This is a genomic window from Luteimonas sp. 100069 (assembly GCF_003813845.1).
Lineage (GTDB): Bacteria > Pseudomonadota > Gammaproteobacteria > Xanthomonadales > Xanthomonadaceae > Luteimonas > Luteimonas chenhongjianii.
This window is the reverse complement of sequence record NZ_RPFN01000001.1, coordinates 106,514-127,629: the sequence shown is the minus strand read 5'-3', so window position 1 is coordinate 127,629 and position 21,116 is coordinate 106,514. Positions and strand designations below refer to the sequence as shown.

Below are 21,116 nucleotides of genomic sequence, written 5' to 3'. Positions count from 1 at the left end.
CGCTCGGCGTCCGTGCCGGCGCCTTCGATGTCCGGCACATCGGCCGATGCTGCGGAGGTTCGGCGACATCAGGGCGCTGCGCGTTGGCGCACTGCGTCCGTGATACCGGGCGGATCCGGGTGCTGTCCCGGATCCGTGCCTGGACGTCCCTTACAGCACGCCGCGCTTCATCTGGTCGCGTTCGATGCTCTCGAACAGCGCCTGGAAGTTGCCTTCGCCGAAGCCCTCGTTGCCCTTGCGCTGGATGATCTCGAAGAAGATCGGCCCGAACGCGTTCTGGCCGAAGATCTGCAGCAGCTTGCGCTGCTTGGTCTCGGGATCGGCGTCGATGAGGATCGCGTTGCGGCGCAGGCGCTCGACATCCTCGCCGTGGTTGGGCACGCGCTGGTCGATGACGTCGAAGTACGCGTCGGGCGTGTCGAGGAAGGCGATCCCGGCCGCGCGCATCTTCTCGATGGTCTCGTAGATGTCGTCGGTGAACAGCGCGATGTGCTGGATGCCCTCGCCCTTGTAGTCGCGCAGGTATTCGTTGATCTGGCTCTTCTCGTCCGAGGACTCGTTGAGCGGGATGCGTACCACGCCGTCGGGCGCGGTCATCGCCTTGGACAGCAGGCCGGTCTTGGCGCCCTTGATGTCGAAGTAGCGGATCTCGCGGAAGTTGAACAGCTTCTCGTAGTAGTCCGACCACTTCTGCATGTTCCCGAGGAACAGGTTGTGGGTGAGGTGGTCGATGAAGGTCAGGCCGAAGCCGCGCGGGTGCTGGTCCACGCCGGGCAGCGGCTCGTAGTCGGCATAGACGTTGTCGCTGCTGTCGTCGATCAGATAGAGCATGCAATCGCCGATGCCCTTGATCGCGGGGAAGGTCACCGCCCCGGTCTCGACCCGGTGGTCGGCCTTCTCGCCGCCGTTGGCCAGCACGTGCTCGAGCACCTGCGACGGCTGCTTGCGGAAGCGGATCGCGAAGCCGCAGGCGGACGGCCCGTGCGCGGCCGCGTAGTCGGATGCGAACGAGTCGGCCTGTTCGTTGAGCAGGAAGTTGATCGTGCCCTGACGGAACAGGGTGATGTCGCGCTCGCGGTGCCTGGCGATCGCGGTGAAACCCAGGTTCTGCAGGTACTCGCGCATGCGCGGACCCTGGCCCTGCGGGGCTGCGAACTCGACGAACTCGAACCCGTTGATGCCCATCGGGTTGTCGAACGTGGTGACCTCCATGCCGAGGTTGGGTGCGGTGTGTGCCTGAGCGCTCATGGGATACTCCGTCGCGATGGGCCGGGCAAAGGCCGGCCTCAGACCTTCTTTATAGTTACGCATGCAACCTACCGCAAGGCGCATCGCATCATGACCCAGCCCGCTGTCGCCGCCGACCCCGAGTCCCAGGCCCATCACAGCCTCGATCTCGACCAGTTCCTGCCCTATCGCCTCAGCGTGCTGACCAACCGGATCAGCCGGGGCCTGGCGGACCTCTACAGCGAGCGTTTCGGGATCAGCGTCACGGAATGGCGGGTGATCGCGGTGCTGGGGCGCTACCCGGGCCTGTCGGCGAACGGCGTGGCCGAACGCACGGCCATGGACAAGGTCGCGGTGAGCCGCGCGGTGGCCCGACTGCTGGAACGGGGGCTGATCGAGCGCGAGATGCACGATGCCGATCGGCGGCGCTCGGTCCTCCAGCTCAGTCAGGCCGGCCACGCCGTCTTCGACGTCGTGGTGCCACTGGCCCTCGACTACCAGCGCGACGTACTGGCCCCGCTGGACGCGGACGAACGCATCCAGCTTGCGCGGCTGATGGACAAGCTCGAAGCGCCGCTCAAGGATTGACCTCCGGCAGCAGCCCACCCGGCCGCACCGCACCGCCGTCCACAAACGAAAACAGCGCCCGAGGGCGCTGTCTTCGTGTCTGCACCTGTCTTTGGATCAGGGGAGGCGACGTTCTTCGTCGATCCGCAGCCCCGGGGCGATCGGCTCACCGATGGCCTTCTCCCCGGCGAGCGGGGGCACGTCGTCCTTGAGCGTATCGAGATGCATCAGGCGCCGGATCAGCGGGGCCACCAGAATCATCAGGATGCCGACCCCGACCGCCAGCCAGCCCACCTTCGAATAGACCTCGAGCACGCGTTCGGGACCCGCGCCCTCTCCGCCGGTGGCGGCGGAGATCAGGCCGGCGGTGAAGTTGCCGGTCGCCGATGCGAAGAACCAGGTGCCCATGATCAGGCTGGCCATGTGCGCAGGCGCCAGTCGGTTCATCGCCGACAGGCCGACCGGCGACAGGCACAGCTCGCCCATCGTGTGGACCAGGTAGATCAGGAAGATGAACAGCACCGGCGTCATCTGCCCCGGGCCAGCGCTGTTGGCGCCCCAGACCAGGATCAGGAAACCGAGACCCACCTGGATCACCGCCAGGGCAAACTTCAGCGGCGTGGACGGCTCCCAGCCGCGCCGGCCCAGCCACAGCCACAGCATCGCGAAGACCGGGGCCAGCAGGATGATGTAGATCGAGTTCAGCGACTGGAACATCGATGCCGGCACGTCCCAGCCGAAGATCTGGCGATCGACGGAGCGGTCGGTGAACAGGTTCAGTGATGCACCGGCCTGTTCGAACAGCGCCCAGAACAGGATGGATCCGACGATCAGGATCAGCGCGGCGAAGATGCGGTCCCTGGGCTCGTCGCGCCTGGTAACGAACTGATGAATGATCACACCCATGAGCAATACGGCGCCGGCTACTGCGATTGGCAGCCCAACTCGAGAATATTCGGGAGCCAACCAGCTGATCCCCGAACCAAGCACACTGATGGCAGCACCCGCGGCGTAAAGCATCAATGCACGCCTTGGAGCTTGACCAAAGGAGTCATAAGGAAGCTTGAAGATAGCGATCGCGAGCACGTAGAGCACGAGGCTGACGCCAACCAGTCCGAGAAGCCCCCCTACAAACGCCTGGTTCTGGACCAGCCACCACACGACGCCCACAGCACAAATGCCGGCCAAGTACAAAAGCCACTCAAACTTGAAGCCGCCAAGACGACGTGCGAGAACGTCGGGGTTTTGCGACTCACCTCGGCCCATCAACAGCGGCTTGCCGAGCACGAACACGATCAGGCCCAGCAGCATGCCGACGCCCGCGGCGCCGAAGCCCCAGGCCCAGCCGTAGGTCTGGCCCAGGTAGCCGGCGATCAATGCGCCCAGCGCGGCGCCCAGATTGATGCCCATGTAGAAGATCGTGTACGCCGGATCCCGGCGGATATCGGTCCGCGGGTACAGCTGGCCGACCATCACCGAGATGTTGGCCTTCAGGAAGCCCGAGCCGACGATGATGAAGGACAGGGCCAGCCAGAAGATGTTGATCTCCGCCGCGGACTGGCCGCCATCGCCCTCGAACGCCATCAGGAAGTGGCCGAAGGTCAGCAGCACCGCGCCGAACACCACCGCCTTGCGTTGCCCCAGATACCGGTCAGCCAGATAGCCGCCGACCACCGGTGCGATGTACACCAGCGCGGTGTAGGCGCCGTAGATCACCGAAGCCTCGGAATCCGAGTACATCCAGTGCTGCACGAGATAGAAGATCAGCAGCGCGCGCATGCCGTAGTAGGAGAACCGCTCCCACATTTCGGCGAAGAACAGCACGAACAGGCCGCGCGGATGGCCGAGGATGGTCTTCTTTTCCTCGGCGGCGTACGGATTCATGGACACGTAGGGCGACTCCAGACGTTGGTCAGATCCCGGGGTCCGGCCCCGGGCAACGGGCTAACTTAGCCGCGCGAAGTCCACATGGATAGTGACTATCGCCACCCCCGGGACCCGGAGCGGGCCGCAGCGCAACCCGCTGCACGCCCGCTTCGCGCATTCAGCCCGCGGGATAGACGTAGCTCGCGCCGACGCCCAGCGGCAGGCCGAGCGCCCAGAAGGCCAGCAGGAATGCCGACCATGTGACCAGCAGGGCGATAGAGAACGGCAGCATCAGGGCCAGCAGCGTGCCGATGCCGCTCGACTTCACGTAGCGCTGGCAGAACACCACGATCAGCGGGAAGTAGGGCAGCAGCGGCGTAATGATGTTGGTGCTCGAATCGCCCACCCGGTACGCGGCTTGGGTGAGATCGGGCGAGATGCCCAGCTGCATCAGCATCGGCACCATGATCGCGCCGATCAGCGCCCACTTGGCCGAGGCCGAGCCCACCAGCAGGTTGACGGCGCCCGACAGCAGCACGATGCCGACCAGGGTCACGCCGGTCGGCAGGCCCAGCGCCTGCAGGCCGTTGGCGCCCTTGATCGCGAGCAGCGCGCCGAGGTTGCTCTGGCCGAAGGCGTAGATGAACTGCGCGGCGAAGAACGCCATGACGATGTAGTAGCCCATGCCCCCCATCGCCTTGCTCATGCCGGCAATGATGTCGCGGTGGCTCTTCACCGTGCCCGAGGCATAGCCGTAGACGATGCCCGGCACGAGGAACAGGATGAAGATCAGCGGCACGATCGACTGCATCAGCGGCGCCGTCGCGACCAGCAGTTCACCCGCCCCGGACGGCGCATCGGCCGGCGCGCGCCAGGCCGACCCGGCGCCCATCGCGGTTGCGGCGACCGCCACTGCCACCGCGATCATCGCCAGCACCGCTAGCCACAGGCCGCGCCGCTCGGGCGCGGTCAGCGTCTCCATCGAGGGCATGTCGCTGGCATCGCCATCGACCGGCGTGCCGCGCAGGCGCGGCTCGAGGATGCGGTCGGTGAGGAACCAGCCCACCAGCACGACCAGCACGGTCGACGCCGTAGTGAAGTAATAGTTGTTGAGAGGATTCACCACCACGGACGGATCGATGAGATTGGCCGCTTCTTGGGTCAGTCCCGCAAGCAGCGGGTCGAGGCTCGACGGAATGATGGTCGCCGAAAAGCCGCCGGACACGCCTGCGAATGCGGCGGCGATGCCCGCCAGCGGGTGCCGGCCGGCCGCGTAGAAGATCACCGCGCCCAGCGGGATCACCAGCACGTAGCCGGCGTCGACCGCGACGTGGCTGAAGATGCCGACCGCGATCAGCATCGGCGTCAGCAGCATCTTCGGCGTGATCGACAGCACCGCGCGCAGCGCGGCATTGATGAAGCCGGTGTGCTCGGCGACGCCCAGACCGAGCATCGCCACCAGCACCACGCCCAGCGGCGCGAAGGTCACGAAGGTGCGGACCATGTCCGCCATGAAAGTGGTGAAACTGGCGCCGGCAAGCAGGTTGCGGATCTGGATCGGATCGCCGCTGCGGGGATCGATCTCGGCGAAACTGACGTTCGCCAGCAGCGCCGACACCACCCAGACCACCAGCATCAATCCCAGGAACAGCACGGCCGGATCCGGCAGCTTGTTGCCGACCCGTTCGACCGCATCGAGGAACCTGGCGATCGCGCCGCGCGGCGCTGTGATGTCCAAGGAAGGCTGGTTCATTCGGGACGTCCCCTGTGGCTGCAACCCTGCATCCTAGCAGTCCGGCCCAGCGCGCCGCCCCGGTGCCACAGGCCGAAAACCAGACCGCCGGCGCAGGCCGGAGGTCCGGATTCCACACCGACGCGCCGGTCAGGACGTGCCGGTCACGGCGTGTAGCTCGCGCGCACTGTCACCCGGGCGAAGGCGCGCAGACCGAGCACGTGCACGTACCAGGTACCCGCCTGCGGCACTGCGAGCGTCACCGTCTCGTTGTTGCCGGGACGCTGCGAACGCAGCTGCCAGTCGTCCGCGGTCGGCAGGACTTCGTGGCTGGCATACAGCGTGACGTCTCCGGTACCGCCGGCGGTGAGGATGCGGAGGTTGCGCGCGCCGGCCGGCACGTCGATCCGGAACAGGCGCGATTCGCCGGCCGCGCCTTCGATGCCGCCGACCTGCACGCCGTTGACCAGCGGCTGCGCGGCCGCCGCCGGATGCTCGACCACCGACACCGACGCGGTCGCGCTGTTGTCGGTCTCGTCGGGATCGTGCGTCTGCGAGGTCGCCGCGACCGTCAGCGTCACGGTCTCGTCGATCCGCGAGTCTGGCGCAGCCGCCGACAGTGCGAACAGCGCCTGCGCAGCGTTGCCGAGTGTTTCGCTGCTGCATGCCAGCGACGTCTTGCCATCGCCGGTTTCAGGGGCCTCGCAGCTCCAGTCGGCTGGCGGCGTGACCGTCAGATCGTCGAGCTCCGCATCCAGCACTGCGCCGAAGCCCGGGAATTGCGCGGCATCCGGGCCGGCATTGCGCAGGATGGCGTTGAACGCGAGCGTGTCACCGGCGAACACTTCCGTATTCGCGGCCGCGACCGTGATGCCGAGATCGGCGACCGTCGCCGGCTGCAGACGCACCAGCAACACCGTCGGGTCGTGGTCGGACAGGCGCGTCGGCGTGTCCGCATCGTTGCGCGCGACTTCGGGGAAGTCGGCGTTGATGCGCGCATGGCTGATGTCGAGGCCGGCGACCATCGGCGAATCCACCACCGCCTGGTTCACCAGCACATGGTCGAGCGACTGGGCCTGGTAGTCGAACACGAAGGAGTAGCGTTCCTCGTTGGCCGCCTCCAGCGTCATGTTGAGCAGCGAGGGAGCGATCAGCACGGCGCCGTCATTGTCGACCGCGGTTTCGGCGTCGGGCGACGGCAGGCCGGTGACCGTGCCCATGCCGTCGACGTAGCCGTCGTTGAACTCGAACGCGTTGAAATCGCCGAGCACGACGATCTGGCGCGTCGGATCGTCCTTCTGCATGCCGTCGATCAGCGTGGCCAGGTACTCGGCCTGCTTCTGGCGCTTGTCGCGCACGCGCTGGCCGGCGGTCGCCCAGCCGTTGCTGCCCGCGGCATCGTCCTCGATCCCGCTCAGCGAACGCTGGTGCACGACGATCGCGGTGAACGGATAGCGGCGGCCGTCGGCGAAGTGCGCTTCGGCGTCGAGCACCAGCGGCGGGCGATCGTTGAGCACGCTGGTCGAGCCGTTCGGGTTGACCAGCACCTCGTCGGCACCCTGCTGCTGGACTGACCCCACCGCAATGCGGGCGACGCTGCCGACCGACGCGGTCTTGACCAGGAAGCCGACATCGATGCCGCCGACATCGAAGCCTTCTTCCAGATAGGCGACGTAGCGCGGATCCGGCTGGCCGGCGGCGACCGCATCGGCGTTGATGCGCTCGGCCAGCGTGCGCAGCACCGCCAGGTTCTCGACCTCGGTGACGCCGACGACATCCGGCGCGTGCAGATACGCGCGGATGCCGATCGAGGCCTTCGACAGGCGCCGCTCGAGCGCGGCCGGCGTCAGCGTCGGACCACTGTTGGCGTCGTTGACCGTGTCGAAGAAGCGCTGCAGGTTGTAGGTCGCGAATGTCAAGTGGTCGGGACCGGGCAGCGCCGACGGACGCGGCTCGCCAGCGCCCGTGCAGTCGCTGGTGAGCGCGCCTTCCGGATAGATCGTGTAGCGGCGGAAGCTGTAGTCGAGCGGACCGGTCAGCGAACCACCGGTGATGCGGCAACCGGCGGCGAGATCGGCGGCCGGTGCGCCGATGGTGGTGCTGTTGACCGCGATCAGTTCGGGGTTGTAGTCCCAGCGCGGGATGTCCGGTGCGCTACTGCCCAGCGGATCGGGATCCGGAATCTGGATGCCCGGCTCGCGGAACGGACGCGGCGTACCGGTGACGACGACGGCGAAGCGGCCATTGCTGCTGCCGGTCGCCTGCGCCTCGTTGGTGTTGCCGGTGGTCGGCGCGACGACGGTGAAGCCGGGCGCGGTGACCCGCATCCCTTCAAGGTGCTCGAGCTGGGCGAGGCCGCCATCCGTACTGGGCATGTCGTCCGTCAGCACGACTGCCGGTGGCAGCGCATGGCCTTCCGACAGTTTGACCACCGAGGCATTGGCGATCTGGGTCAGCGGCAGCTGCAGCGGATCGGCAGCCGGCACGTATTCGGTCACCGTGCCCTGCACCAGCACCTTGTTGCCCACCACCGCGGCATCGGCCGAGGGCGCGCTGCTGGTGAACACGAACAGGCCTTCCGATGTCGCCGGATCGCCGTCGTTTTCGCCGCCGGGCGTCTGGACGAAGAAGCCGTTGTTCTTGCGCCCGGTGACGATGCCCGTGGTCGCGACCGGCTGCCCCTCGACGGGCGAGCGCTCGCCGCTGCCCTGGATCGCGTGGATCGGCAGCGTGGTCACGTCGTCGTTGAGGATGGCGACGACGCCCTGGCCCTTGGCCACGTCTGCACCGACCACGTTGCCGAGATTGACGTAGAAGGCTTCGTCTGGCTCGACCCTGGTGTCGCCGACCACCGGCACGTCGATCGTGAGCTCGCGCTGGCCCTCGGCGAACGCGAGCGACCCCGAACGGGCGATGTAGTCGCTGTCGGCGGCGGTCGCGGTGCCGTCAGCGGTCGCGTAGTCGAAGCTGACGCCATCCGGGCCGGCCGGCTGGTTCAGCGAGATGGTGAGGAAGAACGGCGTCGTGCCGCTGTCGCCCTCCGCGCCGCTGGCGTCGCCGATGCTGATATACAGCGTGCCGCCGCCACTACAGACGTTGGGAATGCTCGCGCTGTTGCGTGGCGCGGGCACACCGGTCGCGAAATCCGCGACGTTGTCGTTGGTGTCGGTGCAGCCATCGCCGGCGCGCAGGATCGCTGTGCTGTTGCTTGTCGCCGGCGCGGGCGCACTGCCCTCGAAGAAGTTCGCATTGCCGAATCCGACCAGGTCGAGAATCAGCGCCTGTTGCGCCGGACTGCAGGCGTTGTTGCCGCCGTTGCAGCCGAGCGAGGTGGGGGTGTCGGCCAGCACCACCTTGCCGGCGCTGCCGGACATGTTGATGGTGCCGCTCGCATCCGGCGTCGGCAGCGGGCCGCCATTGGCGCCGCCGGCCAGGCCCACGAGGTAATAGCCGCCGGCCGGGATCTCGACATCGGGCAGCACCACGATCTGGCCCGCGCCTGCGCCGAAGTTGCCGGTTCCGGTCGCACTGGCGTACTGGACCGACTTGCCGCCCAGCGGGGCCGGCAGGTCGCCGCTGTTGAACAGCTCGACGAAGTCGGCGTTGAGCGGCGCGCCGCTGTTGCCGCCGCCCCCGTAGGCCTGGCTGATCACGATGTCCGCGTGCGCGGTGCCGGCCGCGCCGCACAGCAGCAGGGCCGACAACAGCCCTCCGGTCGTCCTGTTCATGCGAGAACCCCGAAATCCCCGGGCGACAGCGCCCTGCGAGCAGTGTGCCGCGCCCCGATGTCGTTTGCATGACGCGGGGCGACACATCCCGCCACGGCGCGTCAGTACGCCCGGCACTGGTACGCTGCGCCGATGACCATCGACCGCAACCAGCGCCCGCTCGAGGCGGGCATCCACCGCGACCTCTCGGGCCGCATCACCTACGGCGGCTACCTGCGCCTGGATCTGCTGCTCGACGCCCAGCAACCGCTGTCGGAGCCGCCGCACCACGACGAAATGCTGTTCGTCATCCAGCACCAGGTGTCGGAGCTGTGGCTGAAGCTGATGATCCACGAGCTTTCCGCGGCGATCGGCCATCTGCGCCGGGACGAGGTGTGGCGCTGCCGCAAGGTGCTGGCGCGCTGCAAGCAGGTGCTGCGGCAGCTCACCGAGCAATGGTCGGTGCTCGAGACGATGACGCCGGCCGAATACATGGAATTCCGCGACGTGCTGGGTCCGTCCTCGGGTTTCCAGTCGTTGCAGTACCGCACGGTCGAATTCCTGCTCGGCAACAAGAACGCGGCGATGCTCGATGTCTTCGCGCACGACCCCGACGGCCAGGCCGGCCTGCGGGCCGCGCTCGAGGCGCCCGGCCTCTACGACGAGTTCCTGCGCTATCTCGCCCGCTGGGGGCACCCCGTCACCGCGCCCCACCTGGACCGCGACTGGCGCGAACCGCATGCCTTCGACGCAGCGCTGGTGCCGGTGTTCGAGACGATCTACGAAGACACCAACCGCTACTGGCGGGAGTACTCGCTGTGCGAGGACCTGGTGGACCTGGAAACCCAGTTCCAGCTGTGGCGCTTCCGCCACATGCGCACGGTGATGCGCATCATCGGCTTCAAGCGCGGCACCGGTGGTTCGAGCGGCGTGGGCTTCCTGCAACAGGCCTTGGAGCTGACGTTCTTCCCCGAGTTGTTCGAAGTGCGCACCCATCTGGGGCCGGGTCGCGGCAGCGACGCCTGATCGCCGCGCCCATACGCCATCGGGTCGCCTGCCGTCATGCGGCAGCGCGCAACGCCTCTTAACGGAGCGAAAGTTATCATCGGCAACCATTGTCCCGGACCGGTTGCCACCATGACCGTCGTCGCTTCATTCGAGATCGAATACCTGCAGTACCTCGGCCCGGACGGCACGCCCGTCGCCGAATTCCCGCAAGCCTTCGCAGACCCCGCCCAGCTGCTGCCGCTGTTCAAGCAGATGCTGTTCGTGCGCACCTTCGACAGCAAGGCCATCGCCCTGCAGCGCACCGGCAAGCTCGGCACCTATGCCGCCTGCCTCGGCCACGAAGCCACGCACGTGGGCATCGGCGCGGCGATGGCGCCGGAAGACGTGTTCGCGCCCAGCTACCGCGAGTACGGCGCGCAGATCATGCGCGGCGTGCAGCCGCGCGAGATCCTGATGTACTGGGGCGGCGACGAGCGCGGCAACGACTTCGAGAACCAGCGCACCGATTTCCCGTGGTGCGTGCCGATTTCCACCCAGTGCCTGCACGCGGCCGGCGCCGCGCTGGCGTTCAAGCTGCGCGGCGAGAAGCGCGTGGCGGTGACCTGCTGCGGTGACGGCGGCAGCTCCAAGACCGACACCTACGCCGCGATCAACTCCGCCGGCGCCTACGGGTTGCCGTTCGTGCAGTGCATCGTCAACAACGGTTGGGCGATCTCGGTGCCGCGCAAGTCGCAGACCGGGGCGCCGACGCTGGCGCAGAAGGGCCTGGCCGGCGGTCTGCACTGCCTGCAGGTCGACGGCAACGACCTCGTCGCCGTGCTCGAGGGCATGCGCCGGGCGCTCGAGCGCGCGCGCAGTGGCGGAGGCGGCAGCGTCATCGAGTTCATGACCTATCGCCTGCACGACCACACCACCGCCGACGACGCCCGCCGCTACCGCGACGAGGCCGAGGTCAAGGACGCCTGGACGCGCGATCCGATGACCCGCCTGCGCACCTATCTGACCGCCCAGGGCCTGTGGGACGAGGCCCAGGAAAAGGACTGGATCGCCGACTGCACCCGGCGCATCGATGTCGAGATCAATGCCTACCTGGAACTGAAGGTACAGCCGGTGGAAGCGATGTTCGATTACCTCTACGCCGACCCGCCACCGGACCTGCTGGAGCAGCGTGCGCAGGCGATTGCCGCGGAGGGCCGCGCATGAGCGCCGTCGCCAGCAAGCCCATGGCCGGGACCGAGAAGCCCGACACCCCGACCGCGATCACCCTGATCGAAGCCATCACCCAGGCGCTCGCCTGGGAGCTGCGCCATGACGATTCGGTCGTCGTGCTCGGCGAGGACGTCGGCGTCAACGGCGGCGTGTTCCGCGCGACCGCGGGGCTGCAGCAGCAGTTCGGCGCCGACCGGGTGCTGGATACGCCGCTCGACGAGACCACGATCGCCGGCCTGACCGTGGGCATGGCCGCAATGGGCATGAAGCCCGTCGCGGAAGCCCAGTTCGACGGCTTCATGTACCCGATGGTGGACCACATCATCTGCCACGCCGCGCGCTTCCGGTACCGCACCCGCGGCCGCCTGACCTGCCCGATGGTGCTGCGCGTGCCCTGGGGTGGCGGCATCCGCGCGCCCGAGCACCACAGCGAGGCCAACGAGTCGATCTTCACCAATGTGCCGGGCCTGCGCGTGGTCATGCCCTCGTCGCCGGCGCGTGCCTACGGCCTGCTGCTCGCCGCGATCCGCGAGCCCGATCCGGTGATCTACTTCGAGCCCAAGCGCATCTACCGCCAGTACAAGGAAGTGGTCGCCGACGACGGCGAGGCACTGCCGCTGGACGTGTGCTACGTGCTGCGTGACGGTACCGACGTGACCCTGGTCAGCTGGGGCGCGCAGGTCAAGGAGGCGCTGGAAGCGGCCGACGTGCTGGCCGGCGAAGGGATCAGCGCCGAGGTCATCGATGTCGCCACGCTCAAGCCGCTGGACTTCGCCACCATCGCCGAGTCGGTCGCCCGCACCGGCCGTTGCGTGATCGTGCACGAGGCGCCCAAGACCGCCGGATTCGGCGCCGAGATTGCCGCGCGCCTGGCCGAGGAGTCGATGTTCGACCTCGTCGCACCGGTCGAGCGCGTGACCGGCTTCGACACCCACATCCCGCTGTTCCGCCTGGAAATGAAGTACCTGCCGAGCGTGGACAAGATCGTCGCCGCCGCGAAGCGGGCGATGGCGGCGGGCTGAAGTCCCGGGCGCCGGTCCGCCGGCGCCCATGCCGCGCATGACGCGCACAGCCCCGCGGATGCGGTACACCACAGGGCACGCGGACGCGGCATCCGCAGCGGATATTCCGACGGCAGGCGCCGCCTGCCTGCACCCCATCTACGGCGGGTCGCGACCCGCGCTACGGAACGACACCATGGCCAATCCCACTTCCTTCCGCCTTCCCGATCTCGGCGAAGGCCTGCCCGATGCCACGATCGTCGAATGGGCGGTCAAGGTCGGCGACACGATCCGCCTCGATGACGCACTGGTCTCGATGGAAACCGCCAAGGCGGTCGTCGACGTGCCCTCCCCGGTCTCGGGCAGGGTGCTCCGGCTCGCCGGCGAGCCCGGCGACATCATCGAGACCGGCGCGATCCTGGCCGAGTTCGAGATCGATATCAGCCAGCCGCAGCGCGCCGAGGGCCAGGACACCGGCCACCATCACGGCCCCCCCAAGTCCACGCCCGGCAAGGGCGTCGGCAGCCAGGACCCGGCGCCCGACGACAAGGTCGTCGCGTCCAGCGAAGGCGGCGCGATCAGCGCCAGTGACGAGGCGCAGCCGGAAGCGAAGTCCGAAGCGGCCGGCGGCCGCGCCGACAGCGGCACGGTTGTCGGCGCGATGCAGTCCTCCGATGCGGTGCGCAGCGAGCAGGCCAGCTCGGCCGGTGGCGTCAAGGCGATGCCGGCGGTACGCGCGCTCGCGCGCAAGCTCAAAGTGGACATCGTCCGCGTGCGTCCCAGCGGCGCCGACGGGGTGGTGACGATGGCGGACGTCAAGCAGGCAGCCGCCGACGGCAGCGCCGCCCAGGGTGCGCCGGGCCCGCGCAGCGGCGAGCTGGAATCGGCTGCCAGTCATGCACGCCCGGCCCCGGCGCCCGCAGCGCAGCCGGTACGCCAGGCCAGCGAACGCACCGCGCTGTCGGCGTCGGGCAAGCCGATGAGGACCCAGCCGCCGACGGTCTCGGCCTCCGGCCAGCCCGAACCGCTGAAGGGCGTGCGCCGCAACATGGCGCGGGTCATGGCCGATGCGCACGCCAAGGTCGTGCCGACGACGCTCAGCGACGACGCCGACATCCACGCCTGGACGCCCGGCAACGACGTGACCTCGCGCCTGATCCGCGCGATCTGCGTGGCCGCGCGCGCGGTGCCGGCGCTCAACGCATGGTTCGACGGCGACAAGCTCACCCGCACCCTGCATCCGCACGTCGACATCGGTATCGCCGTCGACACCGACGACGGCCTGTTCGTGCCGGCGCTGCGCAATGCCGACATGCTCGACGCACGCGGCGTGCGCGAAGGCATCAATCGCCTGCGCGCACAGGTCGAGGACCGCAGCATCCCGGGCAGCGAACTGACCGGCTACACGATCTCGCTGTCGAACTTCGGCATGTTCGCCGGCCGTTACGCGACTCCGGTCGTGGTGCCGCCGTGCGTGGCGATCGTCGCCGCCGGCCGCGGCCGCCACCAGATCACCCCGGTGATCGGCGGCTTCGAATCGCACAAGGTCATTCCGCTGTCGCTGACCTTCGATCATCGCGCCGCGACCGGCGGCGAGGCCGCGCGCTTCCTCAAGGCGATGCTCGACGATCTGGCGCTGCCGAACTGAGTCGATGACCGGCAACGTGGCCGCGCCAGCGTTTGCGGGCCGTCGCGTCCTCGTGGCCGGCGGCAGCCGCGGCATCGGATTCGCGATCTCCGATGCGTTCGCGCGCGAGGGTGCTGCCGTGTCGTTGTGCGCACGCGACACGGCCGGCCTGCGACGCGCGGCCGACGCCCTCGCCCGCCACGGCCGCCCGGTGCATCCGGTCGCCTGCGACCTGGCCGACGCATCGCAGATCGACGCCTGGGTCGGGCCGGCCGAGGACGCGCTCGGCGGCATCGACATCGTCGTCAACAACGCCTCGGCGCTCTCGCACGCACAGGGCGACGCCGCATGGCAGGCCGGCTTCGATGTGGACCTGATGGCTGCGGTGCGCTGCAACCGCGCTGCGCTTCCGCAGCTGCGGCGCAGCCCCGCCCCGGCGATCCTCAACGTGAGTTCGATCAACACGCTGAATCCGACGCCGCGCGCGCCGGCTATTCGACGCTCAAGCCGCGCTGAACTACTACACCACGACGCTGGCCGCCGACCTCGCGCGTGAGCGCATCCGCGTGAACGCCATCGCGCCCGGATCGATCGAGTTCCCTGACGGGCTGTGGGCGCGACGCGCCGACAGCGATCCGACTTGTCCGCACGCATCCACGACTCGATTCCGTTCGGCGGCTCGGCACGGCGCAGGATGTGGCTGCGGCCGCATTGTTCCTGTGCGGACCACAGGCGCGCTGGATCACCGGCCAGATGCTCGCGGTCGACGGCGGGCAGTCGCTCGGCGTCTAGCGCGGGACGCCAGACTCGCCAGGCGGGAAACTCAGCTTCGCGCCGGCGCCGTCGTGCTGCGCCCCGCTTCGCTCAGGGAGGCGACAACCACGCATCCGCGGCATGCATGCGGTAAAGGCCGGAGTCGGCCGCCATCTGCTGCAGGTGGTTGCCGTGGCCGGCGCCGTAGATCACCAGCACGCGGTCACCGTCGCCGGTCCCGCGCGCGATCGAATTGAAGATCGCCAGGTTGCGCCCGTACCAGTAGCGCACCCAGCGCGCGCCGACCAGATCGTCCACGCTGCCGAACTGCGCGAGGGCGTGGTAGCTGCGCCCATTCTCCGCCCGCCACGGGTCCGCATTGAGATGACGCAGCATCTCGCGCACGGTGCCCGATGCGAGCACGCGCTTGTCCGCCTCGGACCAGGCCTGCATCTCAGCCAGGAACGCGTCATACGCCGGCTGCTGCCCGGTCCCCGCGAGGGCTGCGGTGTAGTCGATGCTGGCCGGTTCGACGCCCGGCGCGAGATCGTCGGCATCCACCGCGAAGACCGTTGGCAGTCCCGCGGCGCAGGCGATACGAAAGCCGAGCTGTTCGGTCTCGCTGCGCCGAAGCGGCCGCTCGCCTGCACACGAGGCTGCATAGTCGCGGTCGATGCGCGGCTGTCGATCGGCGCCTGCATCGATCATCACCTTCGTAGGCCGATACCGGGCCAGCTGCTCCGCTACCGCCTCGATCTCGCGCTGGCGCTTTGCGCCGAGCACGTCGTCGGCCACGACGTTCACCACGTCCCGCCCGGGATTGTCCATGTGGTAGCTGCCGACGAAAAGGAACTCCGCCCGCGGCGACGCCGCGGCCGCAGGCTCGGCGAGCGTCGACGCGAACAATCCCAGGGTGATGGCAGCAGTCCGAACGGGGGACATGGCACGACTCCGGCAATGGCGGGCGGCAGCGCCCGCACTGACGCGAAGCTGACGCACTCACGGCCGTCGCTCACCTGCCATAGGTCATAGGCGCCACGCAGTGGATACGGAACACGCGCGATGCTCCGGCCTACCGCCCGTGCCGAAGGATCTCCGATGTCCCACCAGAGCCGCCTGTCCACGTTCGTTCTCGACTGCGAGGTCGACGATCTGGCGCCGCATGTCGAATTCTGGAGCCGCGCGCTCGGCAAGCCGGTCGCGACCGCCGACGAGGATGGCGACGGCCGCTACGCGGTGCTCGAAACCGCGGACGACGAGCCGATCCTGCTGCTGCAGAAGGTCGACCATGCATCGCGCATCCATCTCGACATCGAGTCCGACGACATCGACGCCGAGGCCGATCGCCTGGAAGCGCTGGGGGCGAAGAAGATCGCCTTCGTCAAACGCTGGTGGGTGATGGAGGCGCCGAGTGGCCATCGTTTCTGCGTGGTGCGTCCGCAGCGCGCGCAGTTCGGAGCCCATACGAGCCGCTGGGACTGATACGCGCCGTCTGCCGCTGAGGCCGCGGCCCGACGTCGCTGCGCTTCGGGATGACGCCCCGGCCGTACCCGCCCCCAAGGCGAGTACAACGAAACTCCACCAGGCACGGCGCGCGATTGCGATTGGGAGCCGCACAGGCACTGCGCGCCACAGCGCTTTTTCCTCAGCGCACAGCGCGGTCCAGCCACACCGCCAGGCCCTGGGCGTTGATCTCGATGTCGTTGCCGAGGACCTCGACCACGCGCGAGGACGCGTCCTCGATGCCGTGGTCGCGCGCGCGCGTCGTGTAGAGACGCGTCAGCCCCCCGACGATGCGCGCATGGCGGTCGGCGTGCCCGTGCGCGTCGCGGGCGATCGCCACCATCGCATCGATCTGTTCGTGAAGGTCGGCGCCCAGACGCACGCAGTCGTCGACCTCGCCGTAGTGCGCGATGCGGATCGTGTCGGGCGCGCGGGCGAGCAACTTCTCGATCGAGTCGTGCATCTGCTGCGGGTCGAACTGCACCGGCGAGGTCGTCGGCACCGCGAATGCACCGGAAGACCCGTCGAACTCGCGATATGAGAGGCCGAAGGTGTCGCCAGCGAACCAGCTGCGCGTGGCCGCGTCCCAGACGCTGTAGTGATGCAGTGCGTGGCCCGGCGTGTCGATGCACAGCAGCGGGCGGTCGGCGAGCTTGACGACGTGTCCGTCTTCGGCGACTACCACGCGATCTTCGGCCACCGGCAGCATGCCGGCGTGGTCACGCGCGAACATCGCCTCTCCATAGACCGCCTTCGCGCCGGCGATCAGCCGCGTCGGGTCGATCATGTGCCGCGCGCCGCGCGGGTGCACGACAAGCTTCGCGTTCGGCAGCGCGCGCATCAGCGGGCCGGCGGCGCCGGCGTGGTCGAGATGCACGTGCGTGACCATCAGCCAGTCCACCGCGTCGCGTGACACGCCAGCTGCCTCGATCGCATCGAGCACGGTCTGCGCGCAGGTCGCGGTGCCGCAGTCGATCAGCGCAGCGCGGCCACCGGATTCAACGAGATAGGCGGCGCACAGGCCCGGGCGGACATAGCCGGTGTCGATGATCGTGATCGCGTTTGGATCGTGCATCCAGATCTCCCGTTGAACAGAGAGGACAGTCTAGGACGCGTGGTGTCGACGCCCGATACGGCCTTGGTCGAAGCTTCAGCCGCGGCGCCGCAGCACGCGCGCGCGCAGCGCGAAGGCGACGCCGAGCACTGCGAGGAACACACCGTAGCCCACGGCGGTCGCGAGGATCTGCGCCCACATCGAGCCGTGGCCGCGATCGGCGACCGCGTACGCCCAATGGATCGACAGCAGGAAGGCGCCCACCGAGACGGCGAGACTGACCATGTCGAACACCACGCGGCGCGCGCCGCGCGGCTGGCGCGGGTACACCCAGAACAGCGTGCCGAGAATCAGGAACCACGGCAGGAACAGCAGCAGTGCAAGATTCTGGGCGACTGTCGGGCTCACGACGTGGCCTTCTCGGCGTCGGCGGCGGCCAGCGCATCGAGCGCGGCCTGCACGGTGGCGGCATCGACCCCGACGCCGAACGTGGCCGGTGCGTCCGCAAGTGCGAGCTCACCGCGGCGCAGGCGCGCGATCATCTGGCCGGCATCACGCGGCGCATCGAATGCACTGCTCTGCATCAGCACGCGATCATCGTCGACGAGCTTGAAGTAGAACTTCCCGTCGGCCTCGCGGTACTGCTTGAACATCGGCGGCGCGGCCTTGGCGGACGCGGGCGCGTCGGACGGAAGCGAGGCCGCGCTGCCGAGGTTGCGCAGACCGACCGCGTCGCGCAGTTCGCGCAGCAGCGGAATCGCGTAGCGCTCGCGCAGACGCTGGCCGCCATCGCGCAGGATGTCCTCGATGTCGCCGGGTCTGGTGATCAGGGTCTCGTAGCGGTCCCGCATCGGCGCGATCTCGCGTTCGACGACATCGAACAGCTGCTGCTTGGCATCGCCCCAGCCGATGCCGTCGGCGAACGCCGCCGCGAAGCCCGCGGTTTCGTCGGGCGTCGCGAATGCCTGGTAGAGCTGGAACAGCGCCGAACCTTCGGTCGACTTCGCCTCGCCGGGCATGCGCGAGTCGGTGAGGATCGAGAACACGAGCTTCTTCAGCTGGGCGGGCGGTACGAACAACGGGATGGTGTTGTCGTAGCTCTTGCTCATCTTGCGGCCGTCGAGACCCGGCAGGGTGGCGACGTTCTCGTCGATCGCGGCTTCCGGCAACGTGAACCAGTCGCGGCCATAGACATGGTTGAAGCGTTGGGCGAAATCGCGCGCCATTTCGATGTGCTGGATCTGGTCGCGGCCCACCGGCACCCGGTCGGCGTTGAAGATCAGGATGTCGGCGGCCATCAGCACCGGATACATGAAGAGGCCTGCGGTCACCCCGGCGTCATCGTCCTCGCCCTCGGCGCGATTCTTGTCGACAGCGGCCTTGTACGCATGCGCCCGGTTGAGGATGCCCTTGCCGGCGACGCAGGTCAGCAGCCACATCAGTTCCGTGGTCTCGGGCACGTCGCTCTGGCGGTAGAACCACACCTTCGACGGATCCAGGCCGGCCGCAAGCCAGGTCGCCGCGATCTCCAGCGTCGAGCGCTGGGTGCGCGCCGGATCCTGCGCCTTGATCAGGCTGTGCAGATCGGCAAGGAAATAGAAGCTTTCGGTATCAGCCGCACGGCTGGCGGCGATCGCAGGTCGCACGGCGCCGACGTAGTTGCCGAGATGCGGCGTGCCTGACGTGGTGATGCCGGTCAGGACACGGATGGGGCGCTGGGTCATGGGTTCGCGGAAGGCGGATAACAGGCCTGCAGTCTAACCGCTGGTGCCGCCCGACCCGGCCGATGCCGGCGTGACCAGCCCCTGGTGAACACGAAGCCCGGACCCCCGATCATTCGTGCCAGGCAGGCCGCCCCGCCAGATACCGCCGGTCGGGGCTTCGCATGATCGATTGCAAGCCGGATCCGGAGAACAGCCCCGGCCCGCGCTCAACCGGCCGCGAACCCGCACAAGCGAACGGACCGGGGTGACCGGTCCGTCCGTTTCCGCGCGATGCGCGCAGTGGTCAGTCGTTGAGCGTCTTCTCGAACTCGCGCACTTCCTTTTCGGCACGGTCGCGTTCCCAGCCGTATCGCTCCTGCAGCTTGCCCGCGAGATATTTGCTGTCGCCGGCCACCACGTCGAATACGTCATCGGTCAGGTCGCCCCACTTGGCCTGCGCCCTGCCTTTCAACTGCGTCCACTTGCCGGCAATGATGTCTTTGTTCATGGGTTTTCCTGTGTGTGGTGGGGATGATCCGAGCGGGTTTTGCGTGGCCCGGATATCGGGATCCATCCTGACTTGGCACACATGATTGCCGGGTCGAGAGTTCGTGAGTCGGCCGTCACCTCGCTGAGTGCCCGCTCAGGTAGAACGCCGCCCCCCAAAAAAAAAGGCCGGCATTGCCGGCCTTTTCTCCACAGCGGTCGAATCAGGGGCGCGTGGTCGTGCCACCGGTCCGGTCCGCGCTTTCTTCAACCTTCTCGCCAACCTTCTGGACGTCCTGGCCAGCGCCCTTCATGGTGTTGCAGGCACTCAGGGTGCCGGCGGTGAACAGGGCGAGCAGCAGCAGTGCGGTCGTACGCTTCATTGAATCCTCCAGGGAGTTCCGGGTCGTTGCGAACAGCTGCGGGTATCCGCAACCATGGCGCGACTATAGGAAGGCGCCTCGTGAACGCGGCGTGCATCGCGAGCCGCGCCCGAGCGCCCTGTTCAATATTGCATGCAGGATGTGACGTCCCGTTGCTCAGTCGCGCATGAGGGTGGATTTGCCGAACAGGCTCTCCACCAGGTCCACAGCCAGCTCGGCGGTGGCATTGCCCTGGTCGAGCGCGGTGTTGACCTCGACGATGTCGAGCGAACCGAGGCGCCCGCTGTCGGCGATCATTTCCATCACCAGCTGCGCTTCGCGGTAGTTGATGCCGCCGGGGACCGGGGTGCCCGTACCCGGCGCGATCGTCGGATCGAGCACGTCGACATCGAAGCTCACATGCAGGTGCGTGCCCGCATCCACCCCCTCCAGCGCCTCCTCGATCACCCGGCGCATGCCGACTTCGTCGATGTAGCGCATATCGTAGATGTCCAGGCCGTGCTCCTTGACCATGCGCTTCTCGTCGGGATCGACAGAGCGGATGCCGATCTGCCGGAACTGCGAGACCTGCATCGACGGCGACGCCCCGCCCAGCGTGGTCAGCACGTCCGGGCCGATGCCGCACAGGCAGGCCACCGGCATGCCGTGGACGTTGCCCGACGGGGTGATCTGCGAGGTATTGAAATCGGTATGCGCGTCGAGCCACAACACGCGCAGCTTGCGACCCTGGCTGCGGCAGTGGTTGGCCACCGCGGCGATCGAGCCGATCGCCAGGCAATGGTCGCCGCCGAGCATCACCGGCATGCGCCCGCGCGCGAGTTCGGCCGTCGACGCCTCGAGCACCGCGCGATTCCACGCAACGACTTCCTCGAGGTGTCGATAGCCGTCGTGCGGGCCGGTCCACGGATTCTTCGGACCCTTGAGGTCACCCAGATCGGCGACATCCACGCCGCGCGCGATCAGCGCCTCGACCAGTCCGGCGACCCGCAGACCTTCCGGCCCCATCGAAGCACCGCGGCGACCTGCGCCGACATCGGTGGGCACGCCGAAGATCGAGACCGGGGGATACGTCTGCTGCATGAGTGCTCCTCGCGAGGCGCGACCGCCACGTGCCGACGGCGGTGGGATGGCATCGACACCGGGCAACCGCGGGGGGCGCGAACATGCGCGAAGGCGCGGGCGGCATCGGAACTGGTGCCGGCACCCGGATTCGAACTGGGGACCTACCGCTTACAAGGCGGTTGCTCTACCAACTGAGCTATGCCGGCATGGCATGCGGCGGCGCCGCGC

Annotated in this window: 17 protein-coding genes, 1 tRNA gene and 1 pseudogene; 7 read left to right on the top strand and 12 right to left on the bottom strand. The window is 68.2% G+C overall.

Annotated features, from left to right (window positions below):
• Positions 1 to 150: 150 nt before the first annotated feature.
• Complete coding sequence (gene hppD, locus EGK76_RS00555; RefSeq protein WP_179948200.1) at positions 151 to 1,248, bottom strand: 4-hydroxyphenylpyruvate dioxygenase; 1,098 nt, start codon at positions 1,246 to 1,248, stop codon at positions 151 to 153.
• 90 nt (positions 1,249 to 1,338) lie between these two features.
• On the opposite strand from hppD, the gene EGK76_RS00550 reads away from it, so the two are divergent.
• A complete protein-coding gene (locus tag EGK76_RS00550; protein WP_123831128.1) occupies positions 1,339 to 1,815 on the top strand; it encodes a MarR family winged helix-turn-helix transcriptional regulator in 477 nt (158 codons plus the stop codon).
• Positions 1,816 to 1,911: 96 nt separating this feature from the next.
• On the opposite strand, the gene EGK76_RS00545 is transcribed toward EGK76_RS00550, so the two are convergent.
• The 3 genes from EGK76_RS00545 to EGK76_RS00535 all read right to left on the bottom strand — a co-directional run bounded on the left by EGK76_RS00545 (position 1,912) and on the right by EGK76_RS00535 (position 9,120).
• Complete coding sequence (locus EGK76_RS00545) at positions 1,912 to 3,678, bottom strand: peptide MFS transporter (protein ID WP_123832014.1); 1,767 nt, start codon at positions 3,676 to 3,678, stop codon at positions 1,912 to 1,914.
• Between the two features lie 160 nt (positions 3,679 to 3,838).
• A complete protein-coding gene (locus EGK76_RS00540; protein WP_123831127.1) occupies positions 3,839 to 5,413 on the bottom strand; it encodes an AbgT family transporter in 1,575 nt (524 codons plus the stop codon).
• Between the two features lie 143 nt (positions 5,414 to 5,556).
• Positions 5,557 to 9,120, bottom strand: coding sequence for a pre-peptidase C-terminal domain-containing protein (locus EGK76_RS00535; RefSeq protein WP_158613415.1), 3,564 nt, complete (start codon positions 9,118 to 9,120; stop codon positions 5,557 to 5,559).
• A gap of 132 nt (positions 9,121 to 9,252) precedes the next feature.
• Between EGK76_RS00535 and EGK76_RS00530 the strand changes: the two genes are divergently transcribed.
• The 5 genes and pseudogenes from EGK76_RS00530 to EGK76_RS00510 all read left to right on the top strand — a co-directional run bounded on the left by EGK76_RS00530 (position 9,253) and on the right by EGK76_RS00510 (position 14,736).
• Positions 9,253 to 10,125 carry a tryptophan 2,3-dioxygenase family protein gene (locus EGK76_RS00530; protein ID WP_096296371.1) on the top strand — a complete coding sequence of 291 codons (873 nt, stop codon included), beginning with the start codon at positions 9,253 to 9,255 and terminating at the stop codon, positions 10,123 to 10,125.
• A 111-nt stretch (positions 10,126 to 10,236) separates the two neighbouring features.
• Complete coding sequence (gene pdhA / locus EGK76_RS00525; RefSeq protein WP_096296372.1) at positions 10,237 to 11,310, top strand: pyruvate dehydrogenase (acetyl-transferring) E1 component subunit alpha; 1,074 nt, start codon at positions 10,237 to 10,239, stop codon at positions 11,308 to 11,310.
• Positions 11,307 to 12,338, top strand: a complete 1,032-nt coding sequence (locus EGK76_RS00520; RefSeq protein WP_123831125.1) for an alpha-ketoacid dehydrogenase subunit beta — start codon at positions 11,307 to 11,309, stop codon at positions 12,336 to 12,338. The genes pdhA and EGK76_RS00520 overlap by 4 nt, the downstream gene beginning before the upstream one ends.
• Before the next feature lie 175 nt (positions 12,339 to 12,513).
• Positions 12,514 to 13,965, top strand: a complete 1,452-nt coding sequence (locus EGK76_RS00515; protein WP_096296374.1) for a dihydrolipoamide acetyltransferase family protein — start codon at positions 12,514 to 12,516, stop codon at positions 13,963 to 13,965.
• A 4-nt stretch (positions 13,966 to 13,969) separates the two neighbouring features.
• Positions 13,970 to 14,736: pseudogene (locus EGK76_RS00510) on the top strand (SDR family oxidoreductase).
• A 72-nt stretch (positions 14,737 to 14,808) separates the two neighbouring features.
• On the opposite strand, the gene EGK76_RS00505 reads toward EGK76_RS00510, so the two are convergent.
• Positions 14,809 to 15,639: a DUF5694 domain-containing protein gene (locus EGK76_RS00505; RefSeq protein WP_123831124.1), complete on the bottom strand. Its 831-nt coding sequence runs from the start codon at positions 15,637 to 15,639 to the stop codon at positions 14,809 to 14,811.
• A gap of 156 nt (positions 15,640 to 15,795) precedes the next feature.
• On the opposite strand from EGK76_RS00505, the gene EGK76_RS00500 reads away from it, so the two are divergent.
• Positions 15,796 to 16,179 (top strand): VOC family protein, encoded by a 384-nt coding sequence (locus tag EGK76_RS00500; protein ID WP_123831123.1) that lies wholly within the window; start codon positions 15,796 to 15,798, stop codon positions 16,177 to 16,179.
• Positions 16,180 to 16,342: 163 nt separating this feature from the next.
• On the opposite strand, the gene EGK76_RS00495 is transcribed toward EGK76_RS00500, so the two are convergent.
• From EGK76_RS00495 to EGK76_RS00465, 7 genes are all read right to left on the bottom strand, one after another.
• Positions 16,343 to 17,275 carry an MBL fold metallo-hydrolase gene (locus EGK76_RS00495; protein WP_123831122.1) on the bottom strand — a complete coding sequence of 311 codons (933 nt, stop codon included), beginning with the start codon at positions 17,273 to 17,275 and terminating at the stop codon, positions 16,343 to 16,345.
• A 75-nt stretch (positions 17,276 to 17,350) separates the two neighbouring features.
• Positions 17,351 to 17,662, bottom strand: a complete 312-nt coding sequence (locus EGK76_RS00490; protein WP_096296378.1) for a hypothetical protein — start codon at positions 17,660 to 17,662, stop codon at positions 17,351 to 17,353.
• Positions 17,659 to 18,978 (bottom strand): tryptophan--tRNA ligase, encoded by a 1,320-nt coding sequence (locus EGK76_RS00485; RefSeq protein WP_123831121.1) that lies wholly within the window; start codon positions 18,976 to 18,978, stop codon positions 17,659 to 17,661. The genes EGK76_RS00490 and EGK76_RS00485 overlap by 4 nt, the downstream gene beginning before the upstream one ends.
• A 283-nt stretch (positions 18,979 to 19,261) precedes the next feature.
• Positions 19,262 to 19,465: a CsbD family protein gene (locus EGK76_RS00480; RefSeq protein ID WP_096296380.1), complete on the bottom strand. Its 204-nt coding sequence runs from the start codon at positions 19,463 to 19,465 to the stop codon at positions 19,262 to 19,264.
• 202 nt (positions 19,466 to 19,667) lie between these two features.
• A complete protein-coding gene (locus EGK76_RS00475) occupies positions 19,668 to 19,826 on the bottom strand; it encodes an entericidin A/B family lipoprotein (protein ID WP_096296381.1) in 159 nt (52 codons plus the stop codon).
• A 156-nt stretch (positions 19,827 to 19,982) separates the two neighbouring features.
• Positions 19,983 to 20,906, bottom strand: a complete 924-nt coding sequence (gene rocF / locus EGK76_RS00470; protein WP_096296382.1) for an arginase — start codon at positions 20,904 to 20,906, stop codon at positions 19,983 to 19,985.
• A gap of 112 nt (positions 20,907 to 21,018) precedes the next feature.
• Positions 21,019 to 21,094 (bottom strand) — tRNA-Thr (locus EGK76_RS00465).
• Positions 21,095 to 21,116: the final 22 nt, after the last annotated feature.

Excerpts from the sequence above, each read along its gene's own strand:
- EGK76_RS00550 (WP_123831128.1), top strand. The coding sequence starts at position 1,339 with ATGACCCAGCCCGCTGTCGCCGCCGACCCCGAGTCCCAGGCCCATCAC.
- pdhA (WP_096296372.1), top strand. The coding sequence starts at position 10,237 with ATGACCGTCGTCGCTTCATTCGAGATCGAATACCTGCAGTACCTCGGC.
- EGK76_RS00540 (WP_123831127.1), bottom strand. The coding sequence starts at position 5,413 with ATGAACCAGCCTTCCTTGGACATCACAGCGCCGCGCGGCGCGATCGCC.
- EGK76_RS00535 (WP_158613415.1), bottom strand. The coding sequence starts at position 9,120 with ATGAACAGGACGACCGGAGGGCTGTTGTCGGCCCTGCTGCTGTGCGGC.
- EGK76_RS00545 (WP_123832014.1), bottom strand. The coding sequence starts at position 3,678 with ATGAATCCGTACGCCGCCGAGGAAAAGAAGACCATCCTCGGCCATCCG.
- EGK76_RS00485 (WP_123831121.1), bottom strand. The coding sequence starts at position 18,978 with ATGACCCAGCGCCCCATCCGTGTCCTGACCGGCATCACCACGTCAGGC.
- EGK76_RS00500 (WP_123831123.1), top strand. The coding sequence starts at position 15,796 with ATGTCCCACCAGAGCCGCCTGTCCACGTTCGTTCTCGACTGCGAGGTC.
- EGK76_RS00520 (WP_123831125.1), top strand. The coding sequence starts at position 11,307 with ATGAGCGCCGTCGCCAGCAAGCCCATGGCCGGGACCGAGAAGCCCGAC.
- EGK76_RS00505 (WP_123831124.1), bottom strand. The coding sequence starts at position 15,639 with ATGTCCCCCGTTCGGACTGCTGCCATCACCCTGGGATTGTTCGCGTCG.
- EGK76_RS00515 (WP_096296374.1), top strand. The coding sequence starts at position 12,514 with ATGGCCAATCCCACTTCCTTCCGCCTTCCCGATCTCGGCGAAGGCCTG.
- rocF (WP_096296382.1), bottom strand. The coding sequence starts at position 20,906 with ATGCAGCAGACGTATCCCCCGGTCTCGATCTTCGGCGTGCCCACCGAT.
- hppD (WP_179948200.1), bottom strand. The coding sequence starts at position 1,248 with ATGAGCGCTCAGGCACACACCGCACCCAACCTCGGCATGGAGGTCACC.
- EGK76_RS00475 (WP_096296381.1), bottom strand. The coding sequence starts at position 19,826 with ATGAAGCGTACGACCGCACTGCTGCTGCTCGCCCTGTTCACCGCCGGC.
- EGK76_RS00530 (WP_096296371.1), top strand. The coding sequence starts at position 9,253 with ATGACCATCGACCGCAACCAGCGCCCGCTCGAGGCGGGCATCCACCGC.
- EGK76_RS00495 (WP_123831122.1), bottom strand. The coding sequence starts at position 17,275 with ATGCACGATCCAAACGCGATCACGATCATCGACACCGGCTATGTCCGC.
- EGK76_RS00480 (WP_096296380.1), bottom strand. The coding sequence starts at position 19,465 with ATGAACAAAGACATCATTGCCGGCAAGTGGACGCAGTTGAAAGGCAGG.